We start from the raw sequence: 14697 nt of genomic DNA, 5'->3' as shown, positions 1-14697 counted from the left end.
GAAGCTCAAGAACAGTCGCCGCGTGGCAATCCGCTACGACAAGACCGCCACCAGCTTCCTCGGCTTCGTCGACATCGCATGCATCCGCTTGTGGATCCGACGTTTTGTCAACACGGCCTAGTTCGCACCGAAACGGTGTCAGGTGCCAGCCGCGACCAGCGACTTGAGCTTGCCACGCTCCTCGCCTTCCTGCGCCCAGGCGACGAACTCATCGTCACGCGCATCGATCGGCTCGGTCGCGACACGCGCGACGTCCTGAACATCATCCATGAGTGTGACGAGCGAGACGCTCACGTGACCGTCCTCGACCCCCACGTCACCACACGCGGAGAAATGGGCCGCATCGTCATGACCGTGCTGGGTATGGTCGCTCAAATGGAGCGCCGATTCATCAAGGAACGGCAGCGCGAAGGCATCGAGCGCGCCAAATCCAACCCGGTGTATAAGGGAGGGAAGAAGCGGATTGATCGAGATCGAGTTCGACACCTTAGCGCGTCGGGGCTGTCACCGAGCGCCGTAGCTCGTGAAATCGGCTGCTCGCGCATGCAGGTCTATCGGATACTCAACGCCGAGGTGGAGTAGGAACGGACGGTGTCGAAGATGCTGGCTAGGGTCGACAGGAGGAGCACACGTAGCAAAGGAGAGTGGCCTCAGACGACGTCTGCTTGCATCGGTCTCCTTTTCATACCGTTTTTTCTATGATTTTGTCTATTTCTCGCGGTGTCAGGGTTCGACGCCGCTTCACAAGGCATTGCCGGATCCCCGCGCCAAGACCCGGTTCTCAAGGTTCTCGGGCCGGTACCGGCGGCGCAGCTCTTTCAGGTCAACGCCAAACCGTTCTTCAAGGTTCGGCCCGAACTGCTTGTAGATCTCGGCTAGGTAGATCTCGTGCAGAACCATCGTGTGCACCGTGTAGACGATCGCGTCATTCCGCGTGTAGGATGCCGTCGGCTCTCCATTGAGCGCGGCGATCAGCATGCCGTCCGCATCGGCGGAGACCGTCAGGAGGTGATGCACTGCCTTGCCAGTTGCGACGCCGGTGCCCTCATGCGGGATGATGACGATATTTTCGTGTTGTGGCAGGTCCGTAATTCCCGGATCGGCCGCAACGATGTGGATCAGGACTCCGCGCTCTGCCGATTCGAGCAGCTCCGACTCGTACGGCGAGAGAAGGCGGGAGGAAGTCTTTATGTAGATTCGTGCCTTGGCCGACGCGATCATCTTGCGCACCTGAGCATCCACGGCGGTGCGGCCGGAATACGTCGCCACATAGTCCGTTCCGTCATCCACCGCGAGCTCACGGAGCTCGGACACCACGTTCTCGCAAGTATCCGAAGTAGAGCGGGAGATTGAAGCGAAGAAATCCGCAGGTTCGCGCGGAATATACCTCGCTGGCGAGTCAGAGACCTGCTGTAGTGCCCCACGCGCGGTCAGCCCGCCGACGGTGTTGTAGACATTGGCGCGGGGCAGCCCGGTCATCTGCGCGATCTGGTAAGCCGTCGCTGGGCTTTTCGAAAAAAGCGCGACGTACACCCTGGCCTCTACCTCTGAAAAATTGAGCCGTTCCAGCATAAAAATGAGGTTGCTTGGCGCAGCATCATCCGGCCGCCCACCCTCACTGCCGACACGGTCTCGCTTCTTGCCCATGCGTCGCCTACCCTCGGTTATTCGCGGATTCTGGGATCACCCGATCCCGGCCATCACGCGGAGCCCTCCCCTGATGACAAGCCCCAACGAGGCAATCAAGAGGATCGCCTGCAGAACTTGCCCAAAACGCTCAGCGTCGAGGCTACGGAACCAGCGGGCGCCCAGCCAGCCACCAAAGATGATCGCCGGCAACAGCACAACAACTTCCGACAGGATCTGCCACGTCACCAGCCCGGCGAGCGCCGCCACCACCGCGCGCCAGAACAAAAAAACCGCGCTTACCACGATGTTCGTCGCTCGAAGCTGCGCAGGGCCCGCGCAAACATGGCGCAAGTAGACGACCAGTAGGTACATGCCGCCGGCTCCAATCACCGTTCCGACAAAGCCCGAGATGCCGCCGGCGATGGCGCCTGCGTGGCGGCCCCAGCGACGCACCGTTCGGTCGACAACAGGCGGACGGCCGAGCAGCACGAGAAGAAAGCAAAGCACTCCGAGCAGCAGAAGAAGCCAGTCCGCATCGAGTCGCTTGAAGAGCAGGACCCCTACGGTAATGCTACCCACCAGTGACAGAGTGACGGACCGGGCGATGGGCCATTCAGCCCCGCGGATGCCCTGTGCGAGGAACTGCCCTTGCGAGACGAGACCGGCCAGCAGAGCGAGGATGACGGCGTGGTGCGCGGGCAGCAGCCAAGAAGTCAGCAGGACGGCAGGCATGGCGGACCCGAACCCAACTGCGCCCCGGACGAAGAAAGAGAAGATGTAGACGGCCACAACGGCCGCGACGGACCAAACGGGCATTCCGGCAAAAGGCACAGCCCCCTGGGATCCCAAGACTGTCAGCATCCGGCCATCATAAAGTGACTCTGAATGGCTCCAGGCTGTCGAAATCCGGACCCGCGCCCAAGCCTGGCGCTTCCGGCAGATGCAAACGGCCTGCGCGCAAGTCCGGGCGCGGGAGGGTCATCGCGTCGCGCAGAGGATTCTCGCTGACGTCGAATTCCAGTAGCCCCTCCGGAGCGCAGGCCGCCATCAGATGGGCGGTTGCCAAAAGGCCTATACCACCTGCCAAGTAGTGCGGCGCGATCTCGGCCCCGGCCGCGCGCCCCTCGCTGATGATCCCGCGCGTCAGGCTAAGCCCGCCCCACTTGATCACGTCAGGCTGGATCACGCGGACGCCGCCTAATCCTACGACACCGCGAAACGCCGCCCTTCCGCGCAGGTTCTCCCCGGTGGCAAGGGGTATTGGGCTCGCCGTGCTCAGCTCCTTCCAGTCGGTGAACGGGGCGTCGGCAGCTATCGGTTCTTCAAGGAATATCAAGTCCAGATCGTCCGCCGCGGAAATCCAGTCCTTCGCTTCGGCTACGGTCCAGGCTTGATTGGAGTCCGCCATTAGGCCGAAATCCGTCCCGTGAGTTCGCCGGAGGTCGCGCAGGCAAGCGATGTCCTCATTCTGGTCGAAGCCCACCTTGACCTTGACGTTTCGGAAGCCTTTCGCGCGCGCCGCATCAGCTAGGCGCGCCGCGCTGGGAGGGGCCAGCCCGCTGGCATAAATCTCCAGGCCATCCGGTGCGCCGTTGGCAGTGTCGTCTCCGGCTAGTACCTTCCAAAGAGGCTGGCCGCGTCGCCGGGCCAGCAGGTCCCAGGCGGCGATGTCGATCCCACAGATCGTCTGGTCGAACGGTCCGCGTTCGTCGGACTGCAGACGCATCCGCGCCGTTCCAGCCGTCAGATCGCGGAACATGGTCTCGGGACTGTCGAAGTTCTTACCCTCGACCATCGCTTTAAAGAGCGTCCCCGCCAGCCGCGCCCGGTGTTCGGCAGCGACGGAGGGCCAGTTGCAAAAAACCTCGCCCCATCCCTCCACCCCGTCGGTGTCGACAAGGCGGATGAGGACGGCAGGTCTATCCGTCTGCGCACCGAATGCGTTCATCCGCGGCTCTGCGATGGGCGCACGGAAGACCAACGCGTCCAATCGTTCGATCTTCAGGACGTCACCCATCCTGAAGCATCTGTGCTTTCAGGCGCTTGCGCCGCCGGATCTCCTGCCAAAAGGCGGATAGGATCATTAGCAGCGTGATTATCATAAGAACCAAACTGATCGGCCGGGTAATGAAGTACTCTAGCGTGGAATCCTTCACGCTCGACAGCGTCAGAGCGCGACGGAAATTGTCCTCTGCCAGCGGTCCTAGCACCATGCCGAGGATCAGCGGCGGCAATGCGAAACCGAACCGTAGCAGGAAGAACCCGGCCAGGCCGCAGACGCCTGTCACCCAGACATCGAACACACTGTTCCGAACCGCATACGAGCCGATGATCGACAGGACCAGAACAGCCGGCACGATCATGTCGACTTTCACTCTCAGGACCGCCGCATAAATCCGTGATGAGAACAGCCCGATCAGCAGCATCACCAGCACGATTGGAATGAAACTGAGGATGAAGCTGTAGGCGATGTCTCCCCGCTGAGCGAAGAGCTGCGGACCGGGAACGAGACCGTTCATTGTCAGCGCACCGAACAGAATTGCGGCGCTTGCCGATCCCGGAATGCCAAGCGCCAGCAGCGGAACGAGCGAGCCGCCTACCATTGCGTTGTTTGCGGCCTCAGAGGCGAAAATTCCCTCGGAGGCACCCTTGCCGAAATTGTCTGGGTTCCTCGAAAAACGTTTCGCCTCGCCATAGGATACGAAGCTTGCAATGGATGCCCCGGCGCCTGGCAGTACGCCCACGATCACACCGATCAAGCTGGATCGCAGGGTCAGGATCGGCTGTTTGAATGGCAGCCTCACCGCCTTTCCTAATGCGCCCGCCTGCGAGGTGAGCTTTGCGATGGTCCCCTCTCTGGTGCCGAGGAGCGTAAGCATCTGCGCAACGGCAAAGAAACCGAGCAGGGCTGGAACAAGCTCTACGCCGCCTTCCAGATCATAGCTGCCATAGGTATAGCGATAGAACCCTGTGGCGGGGTCTTGCCCGATCGTCGCGATCCACAGGCCGATGCCTGCAGCAATCACACCTTTCAGGAAGTTGTCCGCAGCAAGGTTGCAGACTATGGCCAATCCCGCGACAGCCAGCCAGAACATCTCCGGCGCGCCGAACGCGAGCGAGAATGTGGCAAGCGGCGGGGTGAACAGAAGAAGGACAGCGACGCCGAACAGTCCCCCGATCGAGGAGGCGATGACGGCGACATAGAGCGCCTCACGCGCGCGGCCTTCGACGGCCATTGGGTGCCCATCCAGAGCGGTGCAGATCGCAGCAGGAGTGCCGGGCGTATTGATCAGGATGGCCGAAACGGATCCCCCGTATTCGGCCGCCATGTAGATGGCGCCCAGCAGGATCAACGCTGAGGTGGGGTCGAGCGTGAATGTCAGCGGCAGGACCAGCGCGATAGCCACTGACGCGCTAATGCCAGGCAGGGCGCCGCCGATCAGTCCTACGACAACGCCGAGCAAGATGAGCCCGAGCTTCTGAAAGGTCAGAAGCCCGGCCATCATCGCGGGAAGTCCATCCGGAAGGATTTCTCCCATCGAGTTCAGTCCTCAGCCTTGTTCGCGGAAGATGTCGAAGACCCAGGCTTGGTTCTTCGTGAAATTGTCGACGTACGTTTTAACGGCGTCGGCATCCATGAAATCGAGCGCTAGGCCGGCTTTCGCCAAGTCTTCCTTGAACTCTGGATCCATGGACATTTCCAGCATACCCTCCCGTAGATGTTCGACGATGGGTTCCGGAGTCCCCGGGGGCGCGACTAGCCCTCGCGTCACATAGTCGATGATCTCGTAACCCTGCTCGCGGAAGGTTGGCGCATCGGGCGCAAGGGCGTAGCGGTTCTCGCCAGCGAAGCCCAAAGGACGCAGCTGGTCGACGTAGGAGACCTGGTGCATAGCGTTGGTATTCAGTACGTGAACCTCGCCACCGAGGGCCGCCTGAACCTGCTTCGACCCGCCGGGGTAGCTGACTTCGGTGAAGTCGACGCCGGCTTCCTTCTCGATCATTAGGAGCAGACCGTGCCCCCCAGACCGCGCGCCGTTCATCCCGACGAGGACCTTGCCTGGATTTTCCTTCGCATAGGCCACGAGGTCATCGAAAGTCTCGAACTGGCTGTCGTTCGGAACCATGAATCCCGAGGGCACGCGCACGGGAGTCCCGATTTGCACCAGTTGGTCGAATTGGTAACCGTCCTGCCCCTCCGGACGAAGCTGCGGCTGATAGATCATGTTCGGCGCGATTGCCACGGCCAGCGTGTAGCCGTCCGGCTCTGTCCGGGTCACCAGCTCGTTCAGAGAAACTTGGCCGCCTCCGCCAGGCTTATTCACGATGACGAACGGAGCGCCTAGGTATTCCTCGGCGTATTTCGCCACGATCCGCGCGAAGATGTCGGAGCCGCCGCCGGCATTCCAGCCGACCATGACGGTGATCGGTTTCGACGGGTAGTCCGAATAGTCCTGCGCCGCGACAGGGGCAGCGGTGGCTAGCGCCGCGAGGGCGGCCGCTCCAAAGGCGCGGCGGGTGAGCGTGTTTAACCTATCAAACATGTTGATGCTCCCTTTGATTGATTGGTTCTTGTGGTTGATAAGCTCAAGGCAATGCGACCCCGAGTATGCGGACGAAGATAACCCAGACCACGACACTCGCGATCACGCCGAATACGGCCGCGCGCGCGATCCCTCCCGGACTGCGCGGCAGGCCCGCCATGATCCAAGACAGCGCGCTAAGGAAAGCCGGTGCGACAATGAAGAAATCCAAGGGCCTTATAAGCCAGACGGTTCCGGCCCAGAGCACAACGGCAAGGCCGAAGAGGCGCCACGAATAACCCTCTGCCACGCCCTTGCCACTGCGAGGAACCCGCAGGCTGCGCAAGATCAGCAGAGCGCCACCGAGTCCCAGCACCACAGCGATCCCGCGCGGAAAATTCGCGGCTCCCTTAGGCAGATCATCCACCTGCAGGAAGATTATCAAGGCGAAGATCATGACGACGGCCCCCGACAAGATGTCGCCATCTCGTGTGTCGAGCCTGCGGCCGGCCTCGCGATCAGGTGTCGTTCTGGGCGGGGAGCTCATGTGGCCACCGCGATCCTGTGGTTCAGCACCTTCATCGGCAACACTCCTTTCGAATGGCAATCCCGAGGCCCGGCGCTTCTGGGAGGGTACAGGCACCGTCTGCCAAGCCCGTCACGGCCGGGATGATCCCGTCGACGGCGTCGAAGAACAGCGGGCTTTCCCCCAACTGGTGCTCCAGCATCAGGAAGCCGTCCGCTGGGGCAGCGGCGCTCGCATGCAAGCTCGCCATGTGGCAGACGGGTCCTGTAGGATTGTGCGGGGCGACGCGCGTGCTGAAGGCCGCTGCCATGCGGGAGGCGGTCAACAGATCGGTCAGGCCGCCCACGTATTTCACGTCCGGCATAATGACGTCGTAGCACCCGCCCTGCAGGTATGGCAGCAGACGCTCCAACGACGTTTCGCGTTCGCATCCGGCCAGCCACATCCCGCGGCGGTTTGCCTCGGCCCGCAGGCGACGGATGCTTTTGATGGCATCGGGCGTCTCTGGCACCGGGCATTCCACCCAGATCAGTTCGAGTTCTGCCGCAGCCGCAATTAAGCGCATGGCCGATGCCTCGTCGAAGCGCCAGTGCGCGTCGACCATCAGCGCGGCGTCGCTGCCAAGCTCCTCTCGTGCGGCGGCGAGCCGGTCCAGGCCCGGCTGCATCGCGGCAGGACCGGACAGAGGGTATTCTCGGTAGTCCACCTCGTCGAAAGGAGCCATCTTGATGTAGCGGTAGCCTGCTTCCACTGCATTCCGTGCTGCCTGCGCGAAAGATTTGCCCGAACGCTCGGCAGGGGCCCGGTTGATGTTGGCATAGATCGGAACTGTCTCGCGCATGGCTCCGCCCAGCAGGGTGTGTAGCGGCTGTTCGGCGCGTTGCGCGGCTATGTCCCAAAGGGCTTGTTCCACCGCGCAGGATACCGCTCGTCCGGTGAAGCTATCCAATGCCATTGACACAGTCGCGACGGCGCCAGAGATCCTCGTGGCAGGCACCCCCGCCAACAGCTTGTCCGCCCGTAGCGCGAGGCTGGCGAGCGCGTCTGCATGACCGTTCACGGTCGCCTCGCCTGTACCGATGAGGCCGTCCTCCGTCTCGACCTCCACAAAGGTCCACGTCGTCTTGTTCGACACATCGACAAGTCGCGGTCGGATCGAGCGGATTACGGGTTCAAGCATAGCGGGCCTCCCGTGCCGTAAGGCGAAGCCGGCCGAGGACGGCGAGGCATTCCTGTTCTGCCAGGCCGGTCTGTAAAGCAGTTGCGCGTGGTCCAGAGAGATCGCCCATTGTCAGGCCCCGCGCGGTAGCAAGGGTGGTCACCGCCGCCGCCAGCGGATCTGTCCCGTCCCTTACATTCTGGTCGCCGCAGGCATCCTGAATGAGGTCGTGGGCGATCCTTTCGCCCAACTTCGGCGCGAGCAGGGCCGTCAGCCGATCGGCTTCCGCTCCGAGCCATCCGAAACGGAGGTTATCCAACATCCGGTCCGGTTTGACTACGAGGCTGCGCAGAACCCGTCCGGCAGCTGCCAACCCGCCAGAGCAAAGCAGGAAAGCTTGCGGTACGATCTCCCATTCCGGGATCCAGCCTGCACCGTTCCGTTCATCTAACTGTCGCGCCATCGCGTGCAGCATGGCGGAAGGCAGACCGGCGGACATGGAGGCCGTCGCACCCAACGTTTCAAGGTCGCGAGGGTTTCGTTTGTGCGGCATTGTGCTTGATTGGCCTGTCGCGCTGTCCGTTTCCCTGATGTCGAGTTCCCCGATCTCTTCTATCGACATACGTCCGATATCCGCCCCCAAGCGTCCGAGCCCGGCAGACAACAAGGCGAGCCCGGCCACGAGTTCGGCTGGGCGGTCTCGCGCAGCGTGCCAGGCGAGATCCGGTTCCGGAAGTCCAAGCCGCTGCATCAAGGCCCGGCGAATGTCAGGACTTCCTGGTGCAGGGGGTGAAAAACTACCCGTCGCCCCACCGAATTGTCCGCAGATTGCCCGCTTTGAGAGTTGGGCCAGCCGGGCTTCCGACCGCGCCATCTCTGCAGCCCAGCCGGCCACCTTGAAGCCGAAGGTGATCGGTCGGGCATGCCGTCCATTGGTGCGCGCTGCCATCGGTGTCGCCGCATGCGCTTCGGCGAGACCGGACAACATCTCCAGAAGGTCAGCGAGTGCCGCTTGTAAGAAGCTCATCGCGCGGGTCTGCTGAACTGCCGCGCTCGTATCCAAGATGTCCTGCGTCGTTCCGTGGTAGTGAACCCATTGTCCGGACTCGCCTGGGCATGCTTCCGCTAGACGTCGGACCAGAGGCAGGATCGGGCGCCCAACCTGCTCTGCTTCCTGCGCCAGTTCGGAAGGGAGGATGTCAATCTCCGCCGCACGGCGCGCAATGATGTCCGCACAATCCCGTGGGATCAGACCGAACCGCCCTTGGATCTCCGCCTGCGCCGCCAGAACGTCCAGCCAAGTCCTAATCCGAGCCCGATCCGAGAAGACGGCCCGCATCTCCGTGGTCGACACCATTCCGGCGAACAGCGCGGAATCCCACAGGCTGACCGTCATGCGTCCTTTCCTCCGAACTCTTGGTGGTCCAAACTGGACTACTCTTTTAGAAGTCCATATCATTGACGCAACTATACGGCAAGTTCGTCATTTTCAGATCCCCTTGTGCCCATTCGGGAGGACCGAATTCATGCATACGCCGAAACCACTTGGCGGCATCCGCGTGCTTGACCTTACGCATGTAATCGCCGGACCTTACGCGACCTACCTGCTGGCCCTGATGGGCGCAGAGGTCGTTCGAATCGAACCGATGCCGGGTGATTCTTTGCGGTTCCGGAGCGGATCAGATGCCGTCCTGCGGGAGCAGGGGCTTGGAACCGGGTTCCAGGCGCAGGGAGGCGGGAAGGCTTCCGTCTGCCTCGACCTTAAGACAATCAACGGCCGGGACGCCCTGCTGGGTCTTGTTTCAGGCGCCGACGTTCTCGTCGAAAATTTTCGCCCCGGCGTGCTGGACCGGCTCGGGCTGACGTCGGAGAGGTTGACGCAAAGACGTCCAGACTTGATCCATTGCAGTCTAAGTGCTTACGCGCCAGAGGATGGCCGGGCAGACTGGCCCGCCTATGACAACGTCATCCAAGCGGCGAGTGGGTTGATGGCGTTGTCAGGCACGCCCGAGACGGGTCCCCTGAAGTGCGGCGCGCCCATCGTGGACTATGCCAGCGGAATGATGATGGCCTTTGCAGTCGCATCGGCTCTCGTCGCGCGCGAGAAGCAGGGTGCTCGTCACCAGCGCGCACAGATCTCCATGCAGGAAACAGCGCAAGCGCTGATGGGCTCCGTCGTGGCTGACTATCTTGCCACTGGGAAGGAACCCACACCGCGTGGCAATGCTGCCGGAAGCGGAATGCCGGCCTCTGGGTGTTTCCGTACTGAAGCGGGTATGCTCGCCATCGGGGCAAACGAGGAGCATCAAATGTCCGCCCTGCTGGAGGTACTGGGCTTATCTGAACTGGCGCGCGATCCGCGCTTCGCCGACGACGCGTCCCGCCGAAATAACGCTAAAGCCTTGGGGGAGGAGATCGAAACTGCGCTCGCCGACCGCCCAGCGGCGGAATGGGAGATCTTGTTGAATGCCGCCGGGGTTCCCGCTGCAAGGGTCCGCAGCGTGTCTGAAGCAGTCGGAGACACGCTGGCCTCAGGCGCATGCTTCCTGTCGGGCGAACCCGGTCTGCCAACGGCGCCGCTGCACTTCAACGGCCAGCGCCCAGTATTGACCTGCCGCCCCGGCCCAGCAGGTGCGGATATGGATCGTCTACCGACCCTTTGGCGCGACGACTTGGAGGGGCGCGTATGAGCGAACAGATGAACCTTCTTATCCTCATGGCAGACGAGCACGCGAAGGATGCGATCGGGGCATTTGGCCATCCCATCGTCCAGACGCCGCACCTGGACCGGCTCGTCGCAACCGGTACCGCCTTCACCTCAGCGTACACGCCATCACCCCTCTGCGTACCTGCCCGCGCCGCCATCGCGACAGGCCGCCCGGTTCACGAGATTGGTGCCTGGGACAACGCGCACCCTTACGAAGGCACACCGGAAGGTTGGGCCCATGCCGCGACCAGGGCGGGAATCGACACCCTGTCGATTGGTAAGCTGCATTTCCGTTCCGACTCTGTGAATACCGGGTTCGCACGAAGCCTTCTGCCCATGCATGTGGTCGAAGCACGGGGCGACATTCTTGGTTCTATTCGAAACCCACTGCCGCAACGAGCCAAGGGGAAGTCTCTCGCGGCTGGCATCGGCGTCGGAGAAACTTCCACCAGCCGCTACGACCGGTCCATTGCGGATGTGGCCTGCGCCGAAATCGAAAAGCGGGGAACGACCCCAGCGACGCCACCTTGGCTGATGTTCGTGTCCTTCGTCGCCCCCCATTTTCCCCTGACCGCGCCCGAAAAATTTGCAAGGCTTTACTCGCCGGCAGAAATGCCCCTGCCCGCATCTGCGATCGCCCCTGAGGAACAGCATCCTTGGTTTGCCGAAATGCGCCGAACCCTGAATTGGAAGGAAGGGTTTAACGATGATACGCGGCGTCAGGCAGTGGCATCCTATTACGGGTTGACCAGTTTCATGGACGACAATGTCGGCCGTGTGTTGGCGGCGCTCGATCGTGCTGGTCTAACCGGGAGGACACGTGTCATTTACCTGTCCGATCACGGTGAGGCACTTGGAAAGCGGGACCTCTGGGGGAAATCCACGCTCTACGAGGAATCGGCTGGGGTACCGTTAATTCTCTCCGGTCCGGACGTGCCGCACGGCCGGATCGATGCGCCGGTCTGCCTGACGGATCTCGACGCGACGGTGCGCGATGCGTTGCGGTTGGATGTGTCTGAAGATGGTGGCACCAGCTTGCTGGGTGTGGCCCGGAGACGCATGGACCCGCCGGCCGATGTCTTGTCCCAGTTCCACGGGGGCGGATCTCCCAGTGCCGCCTACATGATACGCTTTGGGGATTGGAAATATGTAGCCTATGCCGGATTCGCTCCCCAATTGTTCCATTTGCCTTCGGACCCGGATGAGCGGCACGACCGCAGTAATGCTCCCTCCGCGTATGAGGCGCTTGTGGAAGGCCGTCGTCTTCTCCTGAACCGATTGGATCCCGATGCGGTAGATCGGGAAGCAAAAGCTGCCCAATCCGCCTTGGTTGAACAGCACGGTGGTCGCGAGGCGATAATTGCCAAGGGTGGCTTTGGCGCGACTCCGCCACCAGGTGAAAAAGCGCTTTACGCAAAGGGAAAATGAGCGGGCGCCTCTGGTGCGGGTGCACCGATCGGCAGTACGAGAGAGGGCTCTGTCAGAACAACCATCTTGAGCCAGGTAGCGCGCGCAGCATAGCCTCTCCGGGATGACCCAGCCGAACCCGTTTCGCTACTCCCTAAGCGGCGCGGAACCAGTTGACGACTTCTTCCGTCGCGCGGTCGATGACGTCGGACTGGTCGTAATAGGCCAGATGCGGGGTGTCGTCCCAGATCGTCTTGGTCCTCGTCGTCTCCGGCACGGCTTCCATGTGGCGGCGGGCGGCCGACGGGATGAAGCAGTTGTCTCCGTGGATCATCAGCCAGGGCGCGGTAAGTTGGCGGGCCGCGCCGATCGAGTCGAAAGCCAGCAGGTCTGCGTCGCTCATCACCGCGTAGCGGTTCTCCCACTGGCCGCGGTCGGCCCAGGGCTGGTACCAGACCCAGACGAACTCGCCTGGCATGCCGACATTCATGTCGGTCTGGTCGACCGCCTTGACGTAATCCACCTCGCCGGTCGCCTCGAACTTCGCCCTGGCGGCCTCTCCTATAGCCTTGCGGGCGGCGAGACCGTCCTCGGTCAGCCATTCGAGATCGCCCTCTGGGTCGCGGTAGTGGCCGGCGATGGTGGCGAGCCCGCACAACTCCCCGCGGAGTTCGGCTGCGGCGCGGAACGCTACCGAACTGCCCTGGCAGATCGCCAGAACGAAGACTCGGTTCTCGTCGACGTCGTCGCGCGACTTGAGGTAGGTGATCGCGGCTTTCAGGTCCTCGACCTTGTGGGCCGGGTTCTCCCAGGCGCGCGGTGCGCCGCCGCTCTCACCACGATAGCGGCTGTCATAGGCGATCGCAACATATCCGGCATCGCCCATCCGTCTAGCATATTCGGTGGGCGCCTGTTCCTTCTGATAGGTCATCGGGCCGATGATGGCGACGGCGGGGCGCTTGGCGGCGCCGTCTTCGGACTTGTAGACGTCTCCGACGAGTTCGATCCCGCGGACTTTGAAACGTGCCTTTTCCATGTGGCTGATCCTTTCAGGGGTGGATGCGCTTAGAGGCGCCGGGCTCAGTTGCCGGGCGTGTTGCGGACGAATTCGCTGCCGCGCTCTGCGGTGGCGAAGAAGCTCATGGCGTCGACGCGCCAGCCGTCCTCGGTACGGCTGAAGCCGTGTTCGTAGGTGCCCCAGACTTCCCAGAGCGCCTCACCGCCGTTTTCGGACAAGGCGCCGCGTTCCATGCGGTTCCAGGCGTAGCCGTGGCTGACCATGATAGCCGCGTCTTCGCCCTCGAAGGTGATGCGGTGGTTGCCGCGCAGGTGGAACGAGGTCTTCTCGGCGGTTAGATTTGACTGCCAGCCCGCGATCAGCCCATCGGCGGGGATCGTGGCCGGTTCACCGCCGGCCAGCGAGGTGAAATCGACGAAAATTTCGTCAGTGAAGAAGCTGCGGGCAAGAGCCCAGTCCTTGGCGTCTACCGCGCCGTCGATCGCGTCGGCGATGCGGACCATCTCGGCATTATCGACCAGGTTATCTGCGGTTATCGGCGTTCCCGCCGTCGTTTCGGCGTCCGCTTGTGCGGCCACGGCAATGGCAACAGCGGCGGTTGCGAGCGTGGCCTTCAGGGTGCGTTTCATATCGTGTCTCCATCGTCGTATGTGTCGATGGATTGAACATGGCACTCGTCTTCTATAACGAAAAAGTCCTTTTAAGTATCTAACTCATGCCTCATCGGCATCCAATCTGAGAACAGTGTCGGCAAGAAGCTGCGTGAGACTGCCCGGCATCCGCTGCGTGAGAAACAGGAACTCGATCGGCACCGAGAGCCCCTTGACCTCTCGGAATTGCACCCGGCGCGGCGGGCGCTGCATGTTGGCGGAGTTGACGAAGGCGCAGCCGACCCCCGCCGAGACGAGGCTGAGCATCGTCGTCTCGTCCACCGCCTCCTGAACGATCTGCGGTCTGAAGCCGATCTCCGCGAGCGCACCGAACAGCCGGTCGTGATAGGCGGGCGCCGCCGCTCGCGGGAAGGCCACGACCGGCAGACCGTCGATATCCTCGAAGGTCAGCGGGCCGTCACGCTCGAAGACCAGATCGACGGACGCCGCGAGTACCACGTCATCCACACGCAAAGGATGCACGGTGAGCGCTTCCTCAACGATATTATCCTGACGATAAGCGAAGGCCGCGTCGATCTCTCCGGCGAGAAGCGCATCGATCTGAGCGACCGAGCTCATCGGACGGATGTCGAGGCGGATGCGGTCGTGCCGTCGCTTGAAGCCATTCAGCGTGAGCGGCACGTGCCCCGCCCAAGAGGCGCTTTCGAGAAGTCCGACCCGCACGGTGCCGGCCTCGCCGCTGGCAATCCGGCGCGCTGCCTCCTTCGCTTCTTCCGTTTCGCGCAGGATGGCGCGGGCGCGCTCGGCGAAGGCACGGCCAGCATCGGTAAGCACCACCCGGCGGCCTTCGCGCGAGAGCAGGTCGAAACCGAGTTCGAGTTCAAGGTCCCTGATCTGGCGCGACACAGCGGGTTGGGCGACATGCAGGCGCTCGGCAGCGTGGCTGATCCCGCCATGCTCGGCCACGGCCACGAAATAACGCAAGTGGCGGAGCTCCACCTAATATACCCCACAGGCATTGGACCAAGTGGACCATAGCATTGGAAGGCATCGGTCGTAAGGGACGTCTCGGTCGGCGCAGACCGCCGCAGAGAGGAACGGGCCGACGACCAGTAAC

The 14697-nt window shown here is 62.4% G+C and carries 14 protein-coding genes and 1 pseudogene; 4 read left to right on the top strand and 11 right to left on the bottom strand.

What is annotated here, in order from left to right:
- Positions 1-121 (top strand): annotated as a pseudogene (locus DR046_RS20595) (IS5/IS1182 family transposase); the annotation flags it as partial.
- Positions 79-582, top strand: coding sequence for a recombinase family protein (locus DR046_RS20590; RefSeq protein ID WP_115384249.1), 504 nt, complete (start codon positions 79-81; stop codon positions 580-582). The pseudogene DR046_RS20595 and the gene DR046_RS20590, both read left to right, overlap by 43 nt.
- Positions 583-741: 159 nt before the next feature.
- On the opposite strand, the gene DR046_RS20585 is transcribed toward DR046_RS20590, so the two are convergent.
- From DR046_RS20585 to DR046_RS20550, 8 genes are all read right to left on the bottom strand, one after another.
- On the bottom strand, positions 742-1647 hold the full coding sequence (locus tag DR046_RS20585; protein WP_115384248.1) for a TrmB family transcriptional regulator: 906 nt from the start codon (positions 1645-1647) through the stop codon (positions 742-744).
- 36 nt (positions 1648-1683) lie between these two features.
- Positions 1684-2418 (bottom strand): sulfite exporter TauE/SafE family protein, encoded by a 735-nt coding sequence (locus DR046_RS20580; protein ID WP_167767220.1) that lies wholly within the window; start codon positions 2416-2418, stop codon positions 1684-1686.
- A 79-nt stretch (positions 2419-2497) separates the two neighbouring features.
- Positions 2498-3646 carry a mandelate racemase/muconate lactonizing enzyme family protein gene (locus DR046_RS20575; protein ID WP_115384246.1) on the bottom strand — a complete coding sequence of 383 codons (1149 nt, stop codon included), beginning with the start codon at positions 3644-3646 and terminating at the stop codon, positions 2498-2500.
- Positions 3639-5168, bottom strand: a complete 1530-nt coding sequence (locus DR046_RS20570; protein WP_209313632.1) for a tripartite tricarboxylate transporter permease — start codon at positions 5166-5168, stop codon at positions 3639-3641. Before DR046_RS20570 ends, DR046_RS20575 begins: the two co-directional genes overlap by 8 nt.
- A 12-nt stretch (positions 5169-5180) precedes the next feature.
- The gene (locus DR046_RS20565; RefSeq protein WP_115384244.1) at positions 5181-6173 is read right to left on the bottom strand and encodes a tripartite tricarboxylate transporter substrate binding protein; all 993 of its coding nucleotides are present in this window, start codon (positions 6171-6173) and stop codon (positions 5181-5183) included.
- A gap of 43 nt (positions 6174-6216) precedes the next feature.
- A complete protein-coding gene (locus DR046_RS20560; RefSeq protein ID WP_115384243.1) occupies positions 6217-6699 on the bottom strand; it encodes a tripartite tricarboxylate transporter TctB family protein in 483 nt (160 codons plus the stop codon).
- Between the two features lie 31 nt (positions 6700-6730).
- Positions 6731-7858 (bottom strand): mandelate racemase/muconate lactonizing enzyme family protein, encoded by a 1128-nt coding sequence (locus DR046_RS20555; RefSeq protein ID WP_115384242.1) that lies wholly within the window; start codon positions 7856-7858, stop codon positions 6731-6733.
- Positions 7851-9233: a lyase family protein gene (locus DR046_RS20550; RefSeq protein WP_115384241.1), complete on the bottom strand. Its 1383-nt coding sequence runs from the start codon at positions 9231-9233 to the stop codon at positions 7851-7853. Before DR046_RS20550 ends, DR046_RS20555 begins: the two co-directional genes overlap by 8 nt.
- A gap of 130 nt (positions 9234-9363) precedes the next feature.
- Here DR046_RS20550 and DR046_RS20545 point away from each other — a divergent pair, with 130 nt between their 5' ends.
- Both DR046_RS20545 and DR046_RS20540 read left to right on the top strand, forming a co-directional pair.
- Entirely contained in the window at positions 9364-10527 is a 1164-nt protein-coding gene (locus DR046_RS20545; protein ID WP_167767219.1) for a CaiB/BaiF CoA transferase family protein, read from the top strand.
- Positions 10524-11972, top strand: coding sequence for a sulfatase family protein (locus DR046_RS20540; protein WP_167767218.1), 1449 nt, complete (start codon positions 10524-10526; stop codon positions 11970-11972). Before DR046_RS20545 ends, DR046_RS20540 begins: the two co-directional genes overlap by 4 nt.
- Before the next feature lie 133 nt (positions 11973-12105).
- On the opposite strand, the gene DR046_RS20535 is transcribed toward DR046_RS20540, so the two are convergent.
- From DR046_RS20535 to DR046_RS20525, 3 genes are all read right to left on the bottom strand, one after another.
- Complete coding sequence (locus DR046_RS20535) at positions 12106-12987, bottom strand: alpha/beta hydrolase (RefSeq protein WP_115384239.1); 882 nt, start codon at positions 12985-12987, stop codon at positions 12106-12108.
- A 44-nt stretch (positions 12988-13031) separates the two neighbouring features.
- Positions 13032-13598 (bottom strand): nuclear transport factor 2 family protein, encoded by a 567-nt coding sequence (locus tag DR046_RS20530; RefSeq protein ID WP_115384238.1) that lies wholly within the window; start codon positions 13596-13598, stop codon positions 13032-13034.
- A gap of 84 nt (positions 13599-13682) precedes the next feature.
- A complete protein-coding gene (locus DR046_RS20525) occupies positions 13683-14564 on the bottom strand; it encodes a LysR family transcriptional regulator (protein WP_167767217.1) in 882 nt (293 codons plus the stop codon).
- Positions 14565-14697: the final 133 nt, after the last annotated feature.

This window comes from Jannaschia formosa, from assembly GCF_003340555.1.
GTDB classification, from domain to species: Bacteria; Pseudomonadota; Alphaproteobacteria; order Rhodobacterales; family Rhodobacteraceae; genus Jannaschia; species Jannaschia formosa.
Note: the sequence above shows the minus strand (reverse complement) of the source record. Positions and strands in the feature narration are given on the sequence as shown.